This is a genomic window from Rheinheimera marina, from assembly GCF_042654345.1.
Taxonomy (GTDB): Bacteria; Pseudomonadota; Gammaproteobacteria; order Enterobacterales; family Alteromonadaceae; genus Pararheinheimera; species Pararheinheimera marina.
Genome location: NZ_JBHSGB010000006.1, coordinates 477,961 through 494,988, shown reverse-complemented (window position 1 = coordinate 494,988; position 17,028 = coordinate 477,961). Strand labels below are relative to the sequence as shown.

Sequence of the window (17,028 nt, the reverse complement as noted above, 5' to 3'; positions counted from 1 at the left end):
CGACTTAAGTCGTAACTGTGTTTTCTGCCAGCATCACTTTGTTGCGGCCCTGATGTTTGGCCTGGTACAGCGCCTGATCGGCCAGCTGCAGCCAATGTGGCCAGTCACGGGCCTGACTGGTGCAGGCAATGCCAATAGAAGTGGTGATGGTTTTTTCATCCGGCAGCGTTAGTTGTTGCCAGATGCCATGGCGGATTTTTTCTGCCAGCTGATGCAAATCAGCCAGCTGAATGCCTTGTACCAGAATGACAAACTCTTCGCCGCCATAACGATAGATTTGGTCTTGCTGGCGCAGCATCTGGCGCAGCAAGGGGATTAGCTGCGCCAGGATCTGATCCCCAGTCTGGTGGCCATATTGGTCATTAATGCTTTTAAAGTGGTCGAGGTCGAGCAACATCAAACCTGAATCGTTACCTGAGGTACGATAACGCTGCATGGCACCCGAAAGCTCATCGGATAGATGATGCCGGTTACGGGCGCCAGTCAGTGGGTCTATGGTGGCCAGTGTTCTAAGCTCATTGCGCTGAACATGAGTGCGGTATGCGAAAATATAGGCAAAGACGCAGGTGATTAATGTGGTAGCGATAAAGACGACAAACTGAAAGGCGCTGGCAAAGATGTGGCTTTGGTTGGACAGGTAGAGCAGGGCAATAGCCGTCAGCATGGACAATAACAACCAAAGAGCCTTGAGTGGAGCCACCAGAAAAAACAGAAACACCATCAGCGGGTAAATCCAGTACAACGCATCTGAGCCGAGTTTATACACCACAGTGACGGCGCCAATACAAAATGCCAGCGCCATCATCAGGCCAGGTCGCTCAGTATCACCAGTGCGCCAGGCCCATTTTACTGAAAGCGTGCAGGTACTGATCAGCAGCAGGTCGACCGTAGCGACCAGATAATCTTCACTGACCAGTCGGTAGAGTACAAAAGGTACCAGGGTGCAACTGGCCAGCACGCCGACCAGTGTCACCATCATCAGGTAAAAATCCTGTTTTAAACGCTCAATCAAGCGGCAACCTCTTATCCGTGGGTTTTTGCTTTAGTTAATCTGACAAAGTTTTTCACCTGGCACAAGCACGGCCTTGTTTTAATTGCGTATTTTACCCGTCAATTCGGCCAATGCCTGCAGTTGCTGCTGAATCAAGCCCTGAATTCGCTCGTCCACCAGTTCACCTGCGGCGTTAAAGCTGTCGCCAAAGGAATTGCAGAACACTTCAGGCTTATTCACCAGATGCAGGTCGAGGAAGACACAGACCTGACGCAGATGGTATTGCGCCCTGGAGGTGCCCATACCGCCACCTGAGCCCATAATCGCCGCAGTTTTGCCGGCCAGCACGCCATTGTTCGGTTCGCGGGACAACCAGTCGAGTGCGTTTTTCAGTGCAGGCGCGATAGAGTAGTTGTATTCAGGGCTCGCCAGCAGCAGCGCATCGGCGGCGGCAGCCTGAGCAATCAGTTTCGTCACACTGTCAGGTTTTTCGGTTAAATCTGAGTTGTAAAATGGCAGCCCAGACAGGTCTGCCAGTTCAATCTCAATGCCTGTCGGCGCTTGCTGCATTGCATACTGCAATAAAGCTTTGTTGTTGGACTTTTGCCGTAAACTGCCACATATTGCCAGGATCTTTAAGCTTGTCATAGGTCTCTCCAGAATGAGTCACAAAGCCCAGCTTAGGCGCAAACTGGCAGATAAAGCCAGCTTTTTGCGTCACATTCGGCAACATCCGGGAACCAGCATAGTCGTTCTAGCACAACGGGCTCCTCACGCAATACCGCGTTGGATGAGGGCAGCCACTGCTGCAGTAGCTGTTGAACCAGGCGCTAATAGTGCTGCTCAGGGCCGGTCAGTCGCAGTCTCAGGTAGCTGCCGCCGAATAACTGATAGGACTGCAACGGCTGCAGTTGTTGCGCTGGCGCTCTGCTTAGTTCTGCAGCCAGCGCAAAAGGGGAGCGGTCAGTGCTTGCAGTGGCTGGGTCTTGCCACCATAAGTTGAAGGTCCGGCTGACCGTAGGTGGCAGTTTGTTTTGCTTACGCCACTGAATAAACTGCTGAATTGTGCTGCCAAGTTGCTGCATCGAACCATGATGGTTCAATAGTGCCACCGTCAGCGGCTCCAGCCAAAGCCATTCTGGATCTGTCACCCCGGCAGGCAGCAGGCTTTGGCCTGGCGGCAGTTGGGCAGTTTGCCGGCGAAACTCAGATGGCGCCATGCCACTGTGCTGTAAAAAACTACGGCTGAAGCCTTCCGAGCTCAGAAAACCGCAATGCCCGGCCAGCTGATGTATGGCATCGCTTCGGTACTGCAGCCGGGCACTGGCTTTGGCCAATCGCAAAGCGCGAATGTACTGACCAACGCTTTGCTGGTATTGCTGTTTAAACTGTCGTTGAAAATGCCATTTGCTTAAATGGACCCGCGAGGCCAGCAAGCTGGTATCCAGTTCGGTATGCAGGTTCTGTTCAATAAATACCAACAGTTGTTGCCAGAGATCGGTTTTAGCCATGACCATTTTAGCTGCCGCTACCTTGTGTAAACTGGCTGGCAGGTTAGCAGTAGCGGCCGTTAACGGCCATGACCAAAAGTGCGGACTTGCAGTAAATCTCAGGCTAAAGGCGGTGTTGGAAACAACTCTGGGTTTAAAAACGGGATCAGTGCCAGGATCAATGCCTGATGGTAGACCGAACTGCGGCTGAGTTTGTCCTGGGTTAACAGCGCAATAGCGCCGCCTTTTTGTTTCACATTCTGCTCGGCGAACATGGCGTCCATCACATCGCCCAGTTCCTCGCCTTGTTGCAGTGCCGTCAACGCTTGCGGTGGCAACATCAGGCTGGCCGAGCGGGCTTTGCCGTACATGCCTTGGTGCTCGACCAGCATCCAGGCAAAGGTCATATCGCCATCTAATCCGGCTTCAATCGCGACTTTGTAGTCGGCATCAGCGTGCAGCAGCGCCTGCAGCCGGTTTTGTGCGCCCAGCAGGGTTTCGGCGCTGGTCATCGGCTGCGCGGCGACACCGCTTTCGGTGGCAATACCACAAACGGATAAATTGGCGCGGCCGAAGACGTCGGCAAAGGCAGATTCAACAGCGCGGATTTTGGCTGGGTTGGCTGAGGCGACCAGAACGTTCATTCGTTACATCCTTACATACAAGGCCGGCAGTATAAATCTTTTGACTGCAGGAGCCAAAGCTGAAGGTGTCAGATTTTTGGCCACTCAAAGGGCAGTTGATGCTGAGCCAAAGCCTGCAGCAAAGGGGCTATCGCTGGTTGATAGCGGGCCCAGCGCCCCACGGCTTTGGTATGGATGGCTTCGCGCACCTGCACTTTAGAGGCGGTCGCTACCGGACTTTGGTTTTGCTCTGAGGCAAAACAGCCGGGCTCTGGCGTCAGGCCACAAAACTGCAGCAATTCATAAGTTTGTTGTTCGGGCTGGCGCACCAGCTCTTCATAGGACTGGAAACGAATTTGTGGCAACTGCTGCCGTTGCCAGAACAAAGTCCAGTGGTAAAACCCGGCATAAAAGGCGGCGGTGTCTTTCAGATCAAACACATAGCTGTAATAAGGGTTATGCAGTGAAAACAGCGCACGGTAGTTACCAAGGCAGGTATCGGCCGGGTTACGCAGCATCCAGATAATCTTCGCCTGCGGGAAGGCCCGGCGCAGCAGGTCAACGTAAAAGAAATTAAATGGCAGCTTGTCGATAAAATGGGGCTTGCTGCCCGTCAGTACCCGGCTGCGTTGCAAATAACGCTCGGCAATAGCGGCTGGGTCCAGCTGATAAGCGCCGGCCAGCGTAGCCGGGTCTAACACGGTTCGGCCCGGGCTTTGCGTCAGCTCTTTCACTGCGGTGGCAAAATCCTGCAATTCGCCGGCCGATTGCACCTGGCTGTGGCTGCTTAAAATCCGCTCCACCAAGGTGGTGCCGGAGCGTGGCATGCCAATGATAAATATCGGTTCTGTGCTCAGGCTGCCACCTGTGGCTGAACTGGCTTGTTGTGCCAGTTCCGTGAAGGCAGGAAACAGCTGTAACAGCTGCTGGACCGCTTGGGCTGCGCTCTGCCGTTTTGCCTGTTTGGCGGGGTGAAGCACTGCCAGAGCTTCGGCATAGTCACCCACAGTTTCCAGACAGCGCGCTAAGGCATGGCTGCGGATCAGGCGCTCTTCCGGCTCAGTCTGCTGCTTTAACATCTGTTGCAACTGCGCGCTATGCATGGTGGCTTGTTCGGCGCTGTCGAGTTCGGTCAGCGCGTACCAGGCAGCGCTATGGCTCGGATCCATGGTAATTGCGTGCTGTAAGGCGTTGCGGGCCCTTGTAAAATCGCCATCAAACTTTAGTGCTACCCCATAGTTGTAGGCGTAAGCCGCGTTGTCCGGCGCAAGAACTGTGGCTTGAGCAAAGTAGGCCAGAGCCGCCTGATGGTCTCCAAGCCGGGTCAGCGCAACTCCAACTATATCGGCCCAAAGCGCATTAGTTAGCTGACTGGCCACCAGGGGTTTGAGTAACTGTTTGACATCTGCCATCTGCGCGAGCAGGCTGCACACCTGAATAAGTTGTACCCTAAACTCCGGCGCATTACGTAGTTTCAACGCCTGGACTAACAGGGCTTTGGCTTTATGCAGCTGCTGATGTTCCAGCTGGATCAGTGCCATCAGATAGTAGCTGTCAGCCAATAGCGGTTGTTGCTGCACCAGGCCTGCCAGCAACTGGTAAGCTTGTTGCCACTTTTGCTGTTGCATCAGGGTTTTGGCGTGCGTCAGCGCAGGCAGGGTGATCGGTGATTGCATCAGTCTCTCTGTAAAAAAAACAAAGCGCCTTCAGGCGCTTTGTTTATATCGCATTGCCGTTAAAGTTCAAACTGATAGTTAAACTTCAGGCCCAAGGTGCGAGGCGTCAGAATGTAATGGCCGTAGTTGCGCTGCAGCGCCGGGTCATTGCTGTTCATCTCGTCAAAGCGGGCCAGACCCATATCGCCACGGTCACGGCGGGTGGCAGTAAAAGCATATTTATCAAACAGGTTGTCGATATAGAAGGTCACCGACCAGGCGTCCTGTGCCAGCTTGGCGGAAAAGTTATTCACGGCATAACCAGGCAAGGCTTCACCGTCGGCACGCAGGCCAACTTTGGTGTAGACATCGCTTTGGTAAGTGACGCCGTAGCTCAGGTCCAGCTGGCTGTCTTCGAACACATCCGTCTGGTAATTCAGGCCAAAGGACAGGCTGTGCTCTGGTGAGCCCGGCAGGCGATCGCCAGCTTTCCCGTCGTAATAATCCTGCAGTTCAGTGCCTTGCTCATCCACCACGGCAAACAGGAAAGGTGCATCTGAGGTCAGCTCTGCCTGAGTGTAGGCATAGGTGAGGTAAGTGCTGAGTTCACCGGTCAGCACGGCGCGGCCAGAGAACTCGATGCCCTGAGCTTTGGCAGCACCGGCATTGGTGATGATGGGCTGCTGACCATTGATGGTGGCGCCTGTGACCTGGGCGTCATCCCAGTCCACCCGGAACAAGGCCGCGTTTAAGTGCAGTTTGTTTTTCAGCCAGCTGGATTTCACCCCAAGCTCATAGTTGGTGGTGGTGTCGGCCGCATACAGGCGTTCATTCGGTAAGGCACAAACGCGCTGACCCCCTTCCAGATCTTCCGGTGTACAGGCGGCTACGCCATTGGAGCCACCAATACGGAAGCCTTCACTGACCGTCAGGTAGACCATCAGGTCCTCAGTCAGTTTGTAATTGGTGTTAAATTTCAGCAGGTTGCCATTGTCTTTGGCACTGGCCCCTTCGAAGTCCAGAATAATCTGATCCGATGGAGCGCCATCGAACACCGAGTTGTACAAAGGTAAATCAACCGCTGAGGCTGAGTTCACGCTGTAGCGGTAGAAACGGGTACCCAAAGTGGCTTGCCAGGCGTCAGTCAGCTGGTAACTCAGCTCACCGAATACGGCTTTTTCAATCACTTTAGTTTTATCAACGGAAATGTATTCCAGTGCATCCGGCCTTGGGTTGCCACCGGTCTCCCAGACGTTTAGCGCGTACTGGTCAAACCCAGGCGTAAATTCTTTACTCAGGCCGTCAAACTCGTTGTTGCTGTAGTAGCCGCCAACAATCCAGCTTAAGGCGTCATCGCCGCTGGACACCAGGCGCAGCTCCTGAGTAAAGGTTTCATCCTTTTCATCTTCAAAGGTGAAAGCAGAAAATGCCGGGAATTCTTCGTAGCCGTAATCCAATCGGATCAACAGGTCGCTCTGGTCACGCTGGCCTTGTTCTTTGGAGGTGGCAAAGCCGGTGGCGGACACCAGTTCAGCGAAATCCAGATCCACTTTCATTTCCAGGCTCAGCAGTGAATCGTCCAGGTCGTTCGGCTCTTCATAGCGGTAGGCAGACTCGTACTGGCCAATCTGTGGTGCTAACGGATTGTCGGCGCCCAGGCTTTGGTAATGGCTGATCGAACGGCCTTCCGCTTGCTGGCTTTGGTAGTAGTAGTTCAGCGTGGAGTCGAACACTTCGTTTGGTGACCAGCGCAGCGCAATGCGGCCGGTCAGTATTTTTTCGCCGTTGGCGTCGGCTTTGCGGCGCAGGTTGGTGTCAACCTGTTCGGCATTGGTCCAGTCCGGATCGGTCAGGCTGATTCCAGGCTGACGCACCAGGTAGTTGTAATCAATAAAACCCGGGTCATTGACGTAATTCAGTGAGGTACGCAGCGCCAGTGTGTCACCGGACAACGGCAGGTTCAGGATAAAACCGCCTTCAGAGCCCTGACTGTCGCTTTCGGCATTTTGTGAAATGTCACCAAAGACGGAGCCGCTGGTCACACCAAACTCAGGCTCCTTGGCAATATAACGGATAGCGCCACCTAAAGTACCTGCGCCGTACAAGGTGCCCTGAGGGCCAATCAGTACTTCCACCCGTTCAATATCAACCAGGCGTAAATCCATTTGCACCGGCATTTCGCCCAGGTAAGTGGCGACAGTGCCACCGTCCGAATCCGGACCTGAGGAGTTGGTGTTCAGGCCACGTACAATCAGCGGTGTGCCGTCACGGCCACCTAAATCCGGCACTGTCAGACCCGGTACCCAGCGGGCCACGTCGGCCAGCTCTGTCATGTTCTGCTGCGCCATCACGTCATTATCCAGCGCTGTGATATTCAGCGGCGCATCCTGCACTGTGCCGGCACGACGGGTGGCGGTGACACTGATTTTTTCAATTTGTGCCTCTTCGGCATTGTGTTGCTGTTGAGCCTGTACAGAAGGCAGAGCGCTCAGCGCGGTACAAACCGCGACGGTTAACAAATGGGGTTGGAATCGCATGAATACGGCCTCGAATTTCCTGACGATTTTTAAGTCGCGCGGATAAAACCATAAGCCGGAGCACAGCTCAAGGGCATATCAGTAAAATTGAATGTAAATTTGTAATTTGGCGGGTGCTTTTGCGGTTTTTCTGATTTTTTATGCGAAAAATCCGGAAAAGCTGTTGGCATTTCCGGGTTTTTATTCAGGTTAACGGCTTGTGATAAAGGTTAACCTGCCAGGCCGACATAGACGTTCTGTACGTCATCATCGGCGTCAATAGCGTCGAGGAAGGCTTCCACTTCGGCGCGTTGTTCATCGGTCAGGCTGCTGACCGGGTTATTCGGCCGGTACACCAGCTTGGCCGAAGTCACCGTAAAGCCATGCTCAGGCAGGGCTTTGGACACGGCGTCCAGATCGGTAGGTTCGGTCAGGAACAGGGTTTCACCTTCGTCTGCCGCTTCAAAGTCCTGGGCACCAGCTTCAATAGCGGCCAGTTCCGGGTCGGCGTCCGGGCTGGTTGGTGAGGCTTCAATGGCGCCTAAATATTTAAAATCCCAGGACACTGAGCCTGATGTCCCCAGCTGACCTTTACGGAACAGTACGCGGATACTCTGGGCTGAACGGTTTTTGTTGTCGGTCAGACATTCCACAATCACTGGCACCTGATAGGGCGCAAAACCTTCGTAGGTCACGGCTTCGTAGTTAACCGGGCCATCCAGCAAGCCTGCGCCTTTTTTAATGGCGCGTTCCAGCGTGTCACGCGGCATAGAGGCTTTTTTCGCCGCTTCCATCGCTACCCGCAGTTTAGAGTTCATATCCGGATCCGCACCGTTACGGGCAGCAACCATAATCTCTTTGGCTAATTTGGTAAAAATACGGCCTTTGGCGGCCGCAGCGTCTTGTTTATGTTTGGCTTTCCATTGAGCGCCCATAAGTCGTTCTCGCTGTTTTTTGAGTTTTAATGAGAGTGACCACAGTGGTCATCGCAGTGGTGATCGTGGTCGTCGTCGGCAAATTCCTCGTCGCCGTCCTGGTGTTGCATCACACCCCAACCATCGTTGTAACCGCCGAATTTTTTGGCGAATTTATCCAGTTCTGTTTCTTTGGCGGTAATAGTGGCATGCTCTGGCAGCATGTTCAGGCTGACAATCAGTTCCCATTGGTCCAGATCGTTCAGGTTCAGTTCCACTTCACCATCCATCGCGCTGCCAGCTAACGCGGCCAGAGCCGATTCAGCTTTGGTCTGGTCCGGGAACACCAGATAAAAATCCAGTGCCAGCACCTGGCTCAGGTCCATGCCGGATTCAGCCATCGCCTTGAGCATATCGCCGTTGCCATCATCAGGAAATTGCATCTTTCGTTCTCCGCACTGTTAAGGGACCGGCGCTTTATCTGTGCCGGAAAAAGTGCGGCGATTATAACAAGTTTTTTTCGCTCGTGGGTATGGCGGCACTGGCGCTGTTTTTATACGTTGATGGATACTGAATGACAAATGGGCCTGCGGCGATGAAAACCACAGAATTTTAGAGCTAATCATGAAATTATTACTGATCCGCCATGCCACGGCGGATGACCGCAGTTTGGGCTTCCCGGACCGCAGCCGTCAGCTGACCGACAAAGGCCGGCAACAATGCCTGCGGCTGGCGGCGTTTTTGGCTGGCGCAGAGCTGGGTGCCGGGTTGTTGCTGTGCAGTACCTTGTGTCGTTCACTGCAAACCGCAGAGATACTGCATCGTCAACTCGGCTGGCCAGCGCCGCAGCAAGTCAACTGGCTGGATATCTACAGTCAGGCCGCAGTGCAACAGCAGGCGATCGCCCATTATGCCGGGCAGGGCACTGAACTACTGGTCTGTGTCGGCCACGAGCCTGATTTGTCTGCGCTGCTGGCCAGTTATCTGCAGACAGAGGCCAGTTGCTTTCGGATCAAAAAAGCCAGTGCCAGCTTGTTGCAGCTTGATGGATCTCAAGCCTCGCTACTTTGGTCTTTGCCGGTGGCGCTGATGTAACGGGCTTTCGCCTGAGCCGGGTTTTGCTCGATGGCGGCTTGTACAACGAAGTGCTGTAGCTGTGGCAAAAAGCGCAGAAACAGCGGCTGAATTTGCGGCTGCAACTGTGGCAGCTCATCTGCGATGGCGGCATAAATACCGGTGCGCTGTCCACGAAGTGCCAGTGCCCGAATGGCGTGTTGCACCCCTTGTAGTGTGGCGTAACTGCCAAACCAGTCCTGTTGCAGCACTTTTTGCATCACCACCGCCATGCCGGTGGGCATCTGCGGCAGGTCTTGCTGCAGCTGACAGTAAAGCTGGGTTTTATAGGCAGAAAAAGCTGATTGATTCCACTCTGCCCAGTGACGAATCAACAAATGATCGAACAGCAAATCCAATGCAACCGGGGCAAAGCGGCGCATGGGGGCGCTGAAAAGTTGCCTGGCCTGGCGAACTTCGTCCGCCCGGTCGGTAAACCAGTCCACCGCTCTGTGGTTATATAAACCTGCCAGCACGGTTGGAGGCTGTGCAGTTAAATCCACACCACGGCAAAAATCGCCCAGCAGGTTGCCCACTCTGGAGCCTGTGTTGTGCTGAGCCAGCCATAAATGTGCCAAATAATTCATTCTGTCGCCGTCTGACCTCAAAAGAGCATTGTGCTTGAAGTTGCCTTGACGTGGAATATGCGGCTTGGAATATGCAGATGAATCTGCCAGACAGATCAGGTAGATTAAAACCTGATGGAAAAATGAAGGGGCGTGCATGAAACATTTGCTACTGCTACTGCCGGTATTGAGCCTTGTGGCCTGCAGCAGTATCAGTCAACAGGAATGTCAGTTAGGCGACTGGTTTGCCATCGGAAAAACCGATGCGCAGCAGGGCATTGAAGCCAGCAAGTTTCGTAGCTATCAGCAGGAATGTGCCAAACATGGGCTGAGTTCAGATTTTCAGGCCTATCAGCAAGGCCATGCGGCCGGTGCGATAGAATTTTGTCAGTACGACAATGGCGTGTTGTGGGGACAGCAAGGCAAAAGTTTCAATCCGCTGTGCAGCGGTGCGCTGGAAACTGAATTCAGGCTGGGGTATGAACGTGGCCGTCAATGGTATGGCGCCAAGGTAGCACTGGAAAACCTGCAACAGGTGTTTGAGCAGAATAACGACACCATTAAAGAGCTGGAACAACGCATCGACAGCAATACCGATGCATTAGCTGCTACTAAGGATGTGGAGCGCAAACAAGAACTGACGTCAGAAAACAAATCCTTGCGTAAACAACTGGGCCAACTGCAGCGTTCACAAGGTCAGTTGCAGCGTGATTTGCAGCAGGCCGAACTGAATTTTAGCCTGATGCAAAAGTTGGAGGGGTTATGAGGGCGGGCCGGACCAGCGTATTTTGCTTACTGATGTTACTGCCTGCTGTGGCAGCAGCGGCACCGCGGGATCTGGTCTGGAACGTCGAGAAAACGCTGATTGCCGGTGCTGATGTGGTGATCCCCTATGACGCCAAATGGCCGAAACAAAGTGCCGATATTGTGGCGTTTGGCGCCACCGGCCAGGTGCCGGCTGGGGTAAACTGCAAACTCGAATTGCTGGTGCAGCAGGATTTACTGCTGAGCTTACCTTGTACCAACCTGTATAAATTACCCAAACCGGTGCGGCTGGTACCGGCGATGCGGGTACAACTGCGGCTGTATAACGCCGCCTTTCCAAGCGCGGGCGTTAAAATCGAATTGAGAAACCGGCTGATACTGGATGTACCTCAAGCCTGAACGACCGGGCGCTTAGCAGCAGTGCCTGCACCGGCGGTCTGAGCAATACCTGCCAGAATAATCAGACTAACCCCCAAGGCCTGGCGCAGCGACAAGGGCTCGCTAAACAACCACCAGGCACAAAGGACCACCACCAAAGGTTCGGCATAGGCCAGGGTGCCATAGACCCGCGCCGGCAAATGAGTCAGCGCCTGCACCGCGCACCAAAGCGCCAGGGCTCCGGGAAATAAGCCAGCCGCAATCAGCCAGGGCCATTGTGCTGCACTTGGCGCATTCTGTTGCAACATAAAGGGCAAGGCACAGCAGGCCCCCACCAGCAACTGGTAAAAGGTACTGTTTAAGCGGTGTTCCGAGGCGGGCACTTTTTTATTCAGTAATAGAAAAGCGCAATAGGTTAGCAATGAACCCAGCGCATAGCCAAAGCCTGCTGAAAACTGGCCGGATTGGCTTGAACTCAAGTCCTGTAACAGCACAAAACCGAAAAAGGCCAGCAGGATCATCGCCAGTGAAAATACAGTCAGCCGTTCCTTAAACCAGAAATGCGCTATCAGCGCAGCGCAAGCCGGAGCCAGATACACCAGCATAATGGCCAGCGTCAGGGATAAAGTCTGAATGGCCTGCAGGAAACACAAAATAAAGCTGGCCAGTAACACGCCATTGAGCATCACAGTCCAGTGCGGGGTTTGGCGGACTAACTGTGTCTGGCGGCTGCCCAGTAAAAATAAGCCGATGGCGACTGCACCAAAGGCCAGCCTTTAGAAGGTCAGGCTGGCAGCATCCACCTGGCTAAGCCGGGCTATCGGGCCAATGCTGGCCATCAGGGCGGCAGAGCTAAGCGCCAGCAAGGGGTACTGAATTCGGGCTAACCACATAAAATGTCACCGGAAAAAAGCGTACTGTACAAAGTGGCCAGACTATTTTCAATCTGCCACCCTCAGGGCAAATTAATTTTTTAAATCAGTCATTTGCTCTTGCGTCATATCAAACCTTGGCTAGCCTGTTTACAGGGACAACTTGCGAGGTATTGCGATGTTCGGTTTTCGTACCAGTTCAGATGATGTGATCGACGCGATCAATCAGACTCAGGCGGTGATTCAGTTTGAGTTAGACGGCACTATTCTGGAAGCCAATCAAAATTTCCTGGATCTGATGGGCTACGCAGCCTCAGAGGTGAAAGGCAAACATCACCGGATTTTTGTCGAACCCACCGAAGCCGCCAGCAGCAGCTACCAGAGTTTCTGGGCCAGTTTACGCGCTGGCCAATCACAAACCGCTGAATTCAAGCGGCTGACCAAAACCGGGCGGGAAGTCTGGATCCAGGCGTCCTATACGCCGATTAAAAGTGGCGGCAAAGTGGTGCGTATTATCAAGTTTGCCACCGATGTGACAGCGCAAGTGCTGGCCCGTGCCAATATAGCGTCGCAGCTTGACGCTATTCATCGGGCTCAGGCTGTGATCGAGTTTAACCTGGACGGCATTATTCAATTTGCCAACGCAAATTTTCTCAATCTGATGGGTTACCAATTGGATGAAGTGGTGGGTAAACATCACCGGATTTTTGTCGAATCGCAGGAAAGCGCCAGCAGTGCGTATGCCCAGTTCTGGCAAGCGTTGAAAAAAGGCCAGTACCAGACGGCAGAATACAAACGGCTGACCAAGTCCGGCCAGCCGGTCTGGATCCACGCGACCTATAATCCGATTAAAGACCCGAATGGCCGGGTGTTGAAGATTGTCAAATTTGCCAATGATATGACCGCCCAGGTGGCGCAGAAGCAGGAATTCAGGCTGCTGTCGATGGTGGCCAACGAAACCGATAATGCGGTGACGATTTCTGGTGCTGACCGCAAAATTCAGTATGTGAATAAAGGTTTCTGCGCGATGACAGGTTATAGCCAGCAAGAGATCCTTGGTCACAATCCGCGTGATTTTTTGGTTGGCAGTAAAACCGACAAAGCCACCACCGAACGTATTGAGCACGAGCTCAGCGTGCCCAGAGCTTTTTATGATGAAATTGAAATCTACCGCAAAGACGGCAGTTCGCTGTGGATCTCGGTGACCAGCAATCCGGTGCATTCGGACGCCGGTGAGTTGCAAGGCTATATCGCCATTCTGGCCGATATCAGTAAAGTCAAAACTGCAGCATTAGAAGCGCAAACCCGTTTTGATGCGATTAGTCAGTCCAATCTGATGGTGGAATGGGATGAGCTGGGCCGCTTACTCAACATTAATTGCTATGCCGAGAAGAAATTGCAGCTAGGCAAAGAGGAGTTGAATTCAGCGCTGGCCGACTGGAAAACCTTCTTATCGGCAGATTTGCAGCAGCAGGTGACTTGCGGAAAAAGTATCAGTACAGAGGTGCATCTGGTGGTGGGGCGAAGACAGATTGGCCTGGCCGCCACCTTTTGTGCCGTCTTCGACCCTTATGGTAAGTTACAGAAAATTATCATGTTTGGCCCGGATATCTCAGAGCGGCTGACGGTGGTGCAAACCAGCGACCGGGTTATGAGGGAACTGATCAGCTCAGGCCAAAGTATTAATGTGATGGTGTCCACCATTAACAGCATTGCCGACCAGACCAACTTATTGGCGCTGAATGCTGCCATTGAAGCGGCACGGGCTGGTGAGGCCGGTCGTGGTTTTTCTGTGGTGGCGGATGAAGTGCGCACCCTGGCCAGTAAAGCCAGCGCTTCGGCCAGCGAAATCAACGGGGTGGTGAGTAAAAACCAGTCGCTGCTCAGCGACTTATCCAAAACGCTTTTTCAGCTTAACAGTGGTAGCAGTAGCTAAATGCAAAGTCGTACAAAGTTAAAAAGCGCCAGCCTGGCAGTCATGCTGCTGATGCTTGCGTCACCGGGTGTGCTGGCAAAAGGATCCACCGCAGCCGCCAATGTTACAGTGTTGGAACCGGCATTTCAGATGCCGGGTTTGCAGCGAAGCCGCATCCTGCGGCTGTATTTACCGCCGGATTACCAGAGCTCCAACGATTCTTACCCTGTGCTTTATATGCACGATGCACAAAATTTGTTTGATGCCAGCACTTCCTATGCTGGCGAATGGCGGGTGGATGAAAGTCTGAATCAACTGGCGCAGCAAGGGCTGAAGCTGATTGTCGTCGGCATCGACAATGGCGGTGAATTTCGTAATCAGGAGTTATTGCCTTATTCAGGGCCGCCTATTGGTCAGGCGCAGGGCGATCAGTACCTGCAGTTTCTGGTCACTGTGGTGAAACCTTATATTGACCAGCATTACCGGACCAAAGCCGATGCCGCCAATACAGGGATAATGGGCAGCTCGATGGGCGGACTGATCAGCCATTATGCGTTACTGAAGTACCCGCAGGTGTTTGGCCGCTACGGGCTGTTTTCACCGTCTTATTGGGCGGTTGGGGCTAATGTGCAGCAGTTCAGCCAGCAGCTGCCATTGCCCGGGCAGCGATTGTATTTCTATATGGGCTTGCAGGAAGGCGGCAGCATGGTGCCTGACATTGAGCGTTTGGTGCACAAGCTCGTGGCTAAAGGGATGACGGCGCAGCAGGCACAGTACCGATTGGTTGAAGGGGCCGATCATAATGAAGCGGCATGGGCGGCTGAATTCAGCCGCGCCGTGTTGTGGTTGTATCAGGGCAAGGTGCTGCCCTGATGATCGGTCGTTAAGGCAGGTCAAACCACAAAGCTTCCACCGGACCTTCCAGGGCTTCTGCACTCAGGCTGCTTAACTGAGCCACTTTAATACCGTCACCCGGTTGCAGACGCTGCTCACCTAACTGCAGTGAACCAGTGATCAGATGCAGGTAGTAGCGACGGTCGGCTTGCACCGGTAATGCCAGCTGTTCGCCTTGCGGCAGGATTAACTGATGCAAAAAGGCATTTTGTTTCATCTGTAAACTGCCATCCCGGCCATCTGGAGAAATGATCAGGTTCAGGCCGTTTTGACGCTCAAAGGCTTTTTGCTGATAACCCGGGGCGCCGCCAAACTGATTAGGCTGGATCCAAATCTGCAGAAACTTCAGGTTATTGCTGTCACTGGCGTTAAATTCGCTGTGATAAATACCTTTGCCTGCGCTCATCAACTGAAATTCACCGGCTGGCAGCGTTTTGATATTGCCTGCCGAGTCTTTGTGCGCAATTTCTCCTTGCAGCACATAACTGATGATTTCCATGTCCTGGTGACCATGGGTATCAAAACCTGCAGCTGGTGCCACTTCGTCGTCATTAATCACCCGCAGTGCCGAGAAGCCCATTTGGGTCGGGTCGTAATAACGGCCAAATGAAAAGGTATGTTTGCTGTTTAACCAGCCGAAACTGGCCGCGCCACGGTCTTTGGATGCTCTGAATACTAACATGGGACTGTCTCCTTGGACCGCACAGGGCCACTCAGTGTTCAATTGAATTGGGTTCGTAATGGCGGCCCCGCAGGGCCGCGCTTGGAGGTCTTACTGGTTTAACTTGCTGGCAATCAGGTTGTCGACAGAGGCTTTGCCTGCACCGCTCAGCAGCAGCGAAACCGAAGCCGCCAGCAGGGCTAGGCCAAATTCGTAACCGTTATTGCTCATAAACAAGCCGTTCTGGATATGCACCGAGAAGATGGCTACCAGCATGGCAACCGTCAGTGCTGCGGCTGCCGGACGGGTCAGCAGACCCAGGATCAGTGCCAGGCCACCGAAGAACTCTGCGGCACCAGCCAGGAACGCCATCAGGATGCCTGGGCTTAAGCCAATGCTGTCCATCCAGCCACCTGTGCCTTCCAGGCCGTAACCACCAAACCAGCCGAACAGTTTTTGCGCACCGTGGGCGGCGAAGATCACACCAACCGGAACCCGTAACGCCAGAGCGCCAAAACCTGCATTGCTGGAAAAAATTTGTTGTAAAGTTGCTTTGTTCATTTTCACTCACCTTAAATTAATTGACCTTTGGTTTGGTCCAAACGCCGTTTATTTACTGCCTGTCGTGCTTGGATGTATGTACTTTAGTTGGCTTTACCTCTGACGAAAAGCGGAATAAAATCACCTCAGTGTTCAAAAAATTTGAATAAGGAAGTCGCATGGCCAATCACCCCATTCTGACGCTGGATGCGCTGCGAGCTATGGACGCCATTGCACGCAAAGGCAGCTTTGCTGCAGCGGCAGAGCATTTATACAAAGTGCCTTCGGCTTTGAGTTACACCATTGCCAAGCTGGAAGCAGACTTAGACGTGCAGTTGTTTGACCGCAGCAAACAAAAAGCCCAACTGACACCCGCAGGGCAATTGTTGCTGGAGCAGGGTAGGGAATTGTTGCAGGCTGCCAGCCGTTTGCAGGATGCCATCAAGCAGGTGGATACCGGTTGGGAAACACAATTGGTGCTGGCCAAAGACAGTATTGTGCCTTATGCGCCAGTGCTTGCGTTGGTGCAGCAATTTATGGCGCTGGGCAAAATGACCGAAGTCAGCATTCGTGAGGAAGTGCTGGGCGGTAGCTGGGAAGCGCTGGAAACCGGCCAGGCCCAGCTGGCCATTGGTGTGTCTGCCGAAATGCCCAAAGGCCGTTATGAGCTAGTGCCCATTGGCGAAGCCGAATTCGTGTTTGCCTTGTCGCCTTTGCATGAACTGGCCGAACTGAACCGGCAGATTGACCTGGAAGATGTGGCTCAGCAAACCGCCATTGTGGTGGCGGATTCGGCGCTGGATGCACCGAAACGCAGCTCAGGTTTGTTTGCCACCAGGCGGGTACTGCGGGTTGACAGCATGGCGGCCAAAATTGCCGCTCAGGTGCAGGGGCTGGGGGTGGGTTTTCTACCTAAACATTTGATCCAGGCGGAGCTTGCCCGTGGTGAACTGATTGCCAAAAAAACCAGCATTCCACGCGATAATGCGCCTTTGTATCTGGCCTGGCAAAAGCAGGCACAAGGCGAGGCGCTGCAATGGTTTTGCCAGCAATTCAGCCAGTACCCCTGGCCTTCGGTCTGGGGCACTCAAGGCGCTTGAAAAAAACTCAGCTCAAGCCGCATAAATCCGCTGTA

18 protein-coding genes are annotated in these 17,028 nt (G+C 53.4%); 6 read left to right on the top strand and 12 right to left on the bottom strand.

Going from position 1 to position 17,028, the window contains the following annotated elements:
• Window positions 1–4 precede the first annotated feature (4 nt).
• The 8 genes from ACFO3I_RS08310 to ACFO3I_RS08275 form a co-directional block, all read right to left on the bottom strand.
• Complete coding sequence (locus ACFO3I_RS08310; RefSeq protein ID WP_377333255.1) at window positions 5–1,012, bottom strand: GGDEF domain-containing protein; 1,008 nt, start codon at window positions 1,010–1,012, stop codon at window positions 5–7.
• 78 nt (window positions 1,013–1,090) lie between these two features.
• A complete protein-coding gene (locus tag ACFO3I_RS08305; protein ID WP_377333253.1) occupies window positions 1,091–1,639 on the bottom strand; it encodes an NADPH-dependent FMN reductase in 549 nt (182 codons plus the stop codon).
• A 182-nt stretch (window positions 1,640–1,821) separates the two neighbouring features.
• The gene (locus ACFO3I_RS08300) at window positions 1,822–2,502 is read right to left on the bottom strand and encodes an AraC family transcriptional regulator (RefSeq protein WP_377333252.1); all 681 of its coding nucleotides are present in this window, start codon (window positions 2,500–2,502) and stop codon (window positions 1,822–1,824) included.
• A gap of 98 nt (window positions 2,503–2,600) precedes the next feature.
• Window positions 2,601–3,125 (bottom strand): inosine/xanthosine triphosphatase, encoded by a 525-nt coding sequence (yjjX, locus tag ACFO3I_RS08295; RefSeq protein ID WP_377333250.1) that lies wholly within the window; start codon window positions 3,123–3,125, stop codon window positions 2,601–2,603.
• Between the two features lie 68 nt (window positions 3,126–3,193).
• The gene (locus ACFO3I_RS08290) at window positions 3,194–4,780 is read right to left on the bottom strand and encodes a tetratricopeptide repeat-containing sulfotransferase family protein (RefSeq protein WP_377333249.1); all 1,587 of its coding nucleotides are present in this window, start codon (window positions 4,778–4,780) and stop codon (window positions 3,194–3,196) included.
• Between the two features lie 59 nt (window positions 4,781–4,839).
• Window positions 4,840–7,296: a TonB-dependent receptor gene (locus tag ACFO3I_RS08285; protein WP_377333247.1), complete on the bottom strand. Its 2,457-nt coding sequence runs from the start codon at window positions 7,294–7,296 to the stop codon at window positions 4,840–4,842.
• A gap of 209 nt (window positions 7,297–7,505) precedes the next feature.
• Window positions 7,506–8,210: a YebC/PmpR family DNA-binding transcriptional regulator gene (locus tag ACFO3I_RS08280; protein ID WP_377333245.1), complete on the bottom strand. Its 705-nt coding sequence runs from the start codon at window positions 8,208–8,210 to the stop codon at window positions 7,506–7,508.
• Window positions 8,211–8,236: 26 nt separating this feature from the next.
• A complete protein-coding gene (locus ACFO3I_RS08275) occupies window positions 8,237–8,632 on the bottom strand; it encodes a ribonuclease E inhibitor RraB (RefSeq protein ID WP_377333243.1) in 396 nt (131 codons plus the stop codon).
• Between the two features lie 181 nt (window positions 8,633–8,813).
• On the opposite strand from ACFO3I_RS08275, the gene ACFO3I_RS08270 reads away from it, so the two are divergent.
• Window positions 8,814–9,284, top strand: a complete 471-nt coding sequence (locus ACFO3I_RS08270) for a SixA phosphatase family protein (protein ID WP_377333242.1) — start codon at window positions 8,814–8,816, stop codon at window positions 9,282–9,284.
• Here ACFO3I_RS08270 and ACFO3I_RS08265 read toward each other — a convergent pair.
• Window positions 9,242–9,889 (bottom strand): acyl carrier protein phosphodiesterase, encoded by a 648-nt coding sequence (locus tag ACFO3I_RS08265; RefSeq protein WP_377333240.1) that lies wholly within the window; start codon window positions 9,887–9,889, stop codon window positions 9,242–9,244. The two genes, ACFO3I_RS08270 and ACFO3I_RS08265, sit on opposite strands and share 43 nt — an antisense overlap.
• A gap of 136 nt (window positions 9,890–10,025) precedes the next feature.
• On the opposite strand from ACFO3I_RS08265, the gene ACFO3I_RS08260 reads away from it, so the two are divergent.
• Window positions 10,026–10,634, top strand: a complete 609-nt coding sequence (locus ACFO3I_RS08260; RefSeq protein WP_377333239.1) for a DUF2799 domain-containing protein — start codon at window positions 10,026–10,028, stop codon at window positions 10,632–10,634.
• On the top strand, window positions 10,631–11,032 hold the full coding sequence (locus tag ACFO3I_RS08255; protein ID WP_377333237.1) for a hypothetical protein: 402 nt from the start codon (window positions 10,631–10,633) through the stop codon (window positions 11,030–11,032). The genes ACFO3I_RS08260 and ACFO3I_RS08255 overlap by 4 nt, the downstream gene beginning before the upstream one ends.
• On the opposite strand, the gene ACFO3I_RS08250 is transcribed toward ACFO3I_RS08255, so the two are convergent.
• The gene (locus ACFO3I_RS08250) at window positions 11,023–11,784 is read right to left on the bottom strand and encodes a DMT family transporter (RefSeq protein WP_377333459.1); all 762 of its coding nucleotides are present in this window, start codon (window positions 11,782–11,784) and stop codon (window positions 11,023–11,025) included. The genes ACFO3I_RS08255 and ACFO3I_RS08250 overlap by 10 nt on opposite strands.
• A 277-nt stretch (window positions 11,785–12,061) precedes the next feature.
• Here ACFO3I_RS08250 and ACFO3I_RS08245 point away from each other — a divergent pair, with 277 nt between their 5' ends.
• Both ACFO3I_RS08245 and ACFO3I_RS08240 read left to right on the top strand, forming a co-directional pair.
• The gene (locus tag ACFO3I_RS08245) at window positions 12,062–13,819 is read left to right on the top strand and encodes a methyl-accepting chemotaxis protein (protein WP_377333235.1); all 1,758 of its coding nucleotides are present in this window, start codon (window positions 12,062–12,064) and stop codon (window positions 13,817–13,819) included.
• Window positions 13,820–14,671 carry an alpha/beta hydrolase gene (locus tag ACFO3I_RS08240; RefSeq protein WP_377333234.1) on the top strand — a complete coding sequence of 284 codons (852 nt, stop codon included), beginning with the start codon at window positions 13,820–13,822 and terminating at the stop codon, window positions 14,669–14,671.
• 10 nt (window positions 14,672–14,681) lie between these two features.
• On the opposite strand, the gene ACFO3I_RS08235 is transcribed toward ACFO3I_RS08240, so the two are convergent.
• Both ACFO3I_RS08235 and ACFO3I_RS08230 read right to left on the bottom strand, forming a co-directional pair.
• On the bottom strand, window positions 14,682–15,374 hold the full coding sequence (locus ACFO3I_RS08235) for a pirin family protein (RefSeq protein ID WP_377333232.1): 693 nt from the start codon (window positions 15,372–15,374) through the stop codon (window positions 14,682–14,684).
• A 90-nt stretch (window positions 15,375–15,464) separates the two neighbouring features.
• Window positions 15,465–15,914, bottom strand: a complete 450-nt coding sequence (locus ACFO3I_RS08230) for a DoxX family protein (protein ID WP_377333230.1) — start codon at window positions 15,912–15,914, stop codon at window positions 15,465–15,467.
• A 158-nt stretch (window positions 15,915–16,072) separates the two neighbouring features.
• Here ACFO3I_RS08230 and ACFO3I_RS08225 point away from each other — a divergent pair, with 158 nt between their 5' ends.
• Window positions 16,073–16,993, top strand: coding sequence for a LysR family transcriptional regulator (locus tag ACFO3I_RS08225; protein ID WP_377333228.1), 921 nt, complete (start codon window positions 16,073–16,075; stop codon window positions 16,991–16,993).
• The last annotated feature ends 35 nt before the right edge of the window (window positions 16,994–17,028 follow it).